This window comes from Cedecea selenatireducens, from assembly GCF_042138895.1.
Classification (GTDB): Bacteria; Pseudomonadota; Gammaproteobacteria; order Enterobacterales; family Enterobacteriaceae; genus Cedecea; species Cedecea selenatireducens.
Window position 1 is genome coordinate 1 of the sequence record NZ_JBHIKW010000030.1, and the last position, 3,085, is coordinate 3,085.

At 52.1% G+C, this 3,085-nt stretch carries 1 rRNA gene; it reads right to left on the reverse strand.

From position 1 onward, the window contains the following. Positions 1 to 26 precede the first annotated feature (26 nt). Positions 27 to 2,935, reverse strand: a 23S ribosomal RNA gene (locus ACE38U_RS22320). Between the last annotated feature and the right edge of the window lie 150 nt (positions 2,936 to 3,085).

Genomic DNA, 3,085 nt, shown 5'->3' on the forward strand with positions numbered 1-3,085 from the left:
TTCTCTCAAAACACCTTCGGTGTTGTAAGGTTAAGCCTCACGGATCATTAGTACTGGTTAGCTCAACGTATCGCTACGCTTACACACCCAGCCTATCAACGTCGTAGTCTTCAACGTTCCTTCAGGACCCTTAAAGGGTCAGGGAGAACTCATCTCGGGGCAAGTTTCGCGCTTAGATGCTTTCAGCGCTTATCTTTTCCGCATTTAGCTACCGGGCAATGCCATTGGCATGACAACCCGAACACCAGTGATGCGTCCACTCCGGTCCTCTCGTACTAGGAGCAGCCCCCCTCAATTCTCCAGCGCCCACGGCAGATAGGGACCGAACTGTCTCACGACGTTCTAAACCCAGCTCGCGTACCACTTTAAATGGCGAACAGCCATACCCTTGGGACCTACTTCAGCCCCAGGATGTGATGAGCCGACATCGAGGTGCCAAACACCGCCGTCGATATGAACTCTTGGGCGGTATCAGCCTGTTATCCCCGGAGTACCTTTTATCCGTTGAGCGATGGCCCTTCCATTCAGAACCACCGGATCACTAAGACCTGCTTTCGCACCTGCTCGAGCCGTCACTCTCGCAGTCAAGCTAGCTTATGCCTTTGCACTAACCTCACGATGTCCGACCGTGATTAGCTAACCTTCGTGCTCCTCCGTTACGCTTTAGGAGGAGACCGCCCCAGTCAAACTACCCACCAGACACTGTCCGCAACCCGGATCACGGGTCTACGTTAGAACATCAAACATTAAAGGGTGGTATTTCAAGGTTGGCTCCACGCAGACTGGCGTCCACGCTTCAAAGCCTCCCACCTATCCTACACATCAAGGCTCAATGTTCAGTGTCAAGCTATAGTAAAGGTTCACGGGGTCTTTCCGTCTTGCCGCGGGTACACTGCATCTTCACAGCGATTTCAATTTCACTGAGTCTCGGGTGGAGACAGCCTGGCCATCATTACGCCATTCGTGCAGGTCGGAACTTACCCGACAAGGAATTTCGCTACCTTAGGACCGTTATAGTTACGGCCGCCGTTTACCGGGGCTTCGATCAAGAGCTTCTCCTTGCGGATAACCCCATCAATTAACCTTCCGGCACCGGGCAGGCGTCACACCGTATACGTCCACTTTCGTGTTTGCACAGTGCTGTGTTTTTAATAAACAGTTGCAGCCAGCTGGTATCTTCGACTGCCTTCAGCTCCACCCGCGAGGGGTTTCACCTACCGACAGCGTGCCTTCTCCCGAAGTTACGGCACCATTTTGCCTAGTTCCTTCACCCGAGTTCTCTCAAGCGCCTTGGTATTCTCTACCTGACCACCTGTGTCGGTTTGGGGTACGATTTAATGTTACCTGATGCTTAGAGGCTTTTCCTGGAAGCAGGGCATTTGTTACTTCAGCACCGTAGTGCCTCGTCATCACACCTCAGCGTTTAATAAGCGTCCGGATTTACCTAAACGCTCCGCCTACATGCTTAAACCGGGACAACCGTCGCCCGGCTAACATAGCCTTCTCCGTCCCCCCTTCGCAGTAACACCAAGTACAGGAATATTAACCTGTTTCCCATCGACTACGCCTTTCGGCCTCGCCTTAGGGGTCGACTCACCCTGCCCCGATTAACGTTGGACAGGAACCCTTGGTCTTCCGGCGAGCGGGCTTTTCACCCGCTTTATCGTTACTTATGTCAGCATTCGCACTTCTGATACCTCCAGCAGACCTCACAGTCCACCTTCGACGGCTTACAGAACGCTCCCCTACCCAACAACGCATAAGCGTCGCTGCCGCAGCTTCGGTGCATGGTTTAGCCCCGTTACATCTTCCGCGCAGGCCGACTCGACCAGTGAGCTATTACGCTTTCTTTAAATGATGGCTGCTTCTAAGCCAACATCCTGGCTGTCTGTGCCTTCCCACATCGTTTCCCACTTAACCATGACTTTGGGACCTTAGCTGGCGGTCTGGGTTGTTTCCCTCTTCACGACGGACGTTAGCACCCGCCGTGTGTCTCCCGTGATAACATTCTTCGGTATTCGTAGTTTGCATCGGGTTGGTAAGCCGGGATGGCCCCCTAGCCGAAACAGTGCTCTACCCCCGAAGATGAGTTCACGAGGCGCTACCTAAATAGCTTTCGGGGAGAACCAGCTATCTCCCGGTTTGATTGGCCTTTCACCCCCAGCCACAAGTCATCCGCTAATTTTTCAACATTAGTCGGTTCGGTCCTCCAGTTAGTGTTACCCAACCTTCAACCTGCCCATGGCTAGATCACCGGGTTTCGGGTCTATACCCTGCAACTTAACGCCCAGTTAAGACTCGGTTTCCCTGCGGCTCCCCTATACGGTTAACCTTGCTACAGAATATAAGTCGCTGACCCATTATACAAAAGGTACGCAGTCACCCCATAAAAGAGGCTCCCACTGCTTGTACGTACACGGTTTCAGGTTCTGTTTCACTCCCCTCGCCGGGGTTCTTTTCGCCTTTCCCTCACGGTACTGGTTCACTATCGGTCAGTCAGGAGTATTTAGCCTTGGAGGATGGTCCCCCCATATTCAGACAGGATACCACGTGTCCCGCCCTACTCTTCGAACTCACAGTATGTGCATTTTAGTGTACGGGAGTATCACCCTGTACCCTGCGACTTTCCAGACGCTTCCACTAACACACAAACTGATTCAGGTTCTGGGCTGCTCCCCGTTCGCTCGCCGCTACTGGGGGAATCTCGGTTGATTTCTTTTCCTCGGGGTACTTAGATGTTTCAGTTCCCCCGGTTCGCTTCGTTAAGCTATGTATTCACTTAACGATAGTGTGTCGAAACACACTGGGTTTCCCCATTCGGAAATCGCCGGCTATAACGGTTCATATCACCTTACCGACGCTTATCGCAGATTAGCACGTCCTTCATCGCCTCTGACTGCCAGGGCATCCACCGTGTACGCTTAGTCGCTTAACCTCACAACCCGAAGATGTCTCGTAAGACAAAATCGCTGTTGTGAAAATTTGAGAGACTCGAACATGTCTTAACCCCATTCCTTATTACGGAGGAATGAGACGACATGTCGTTTCAATTTTCAGCTTGTTCCGGATTGTTAAAGAGCAAATA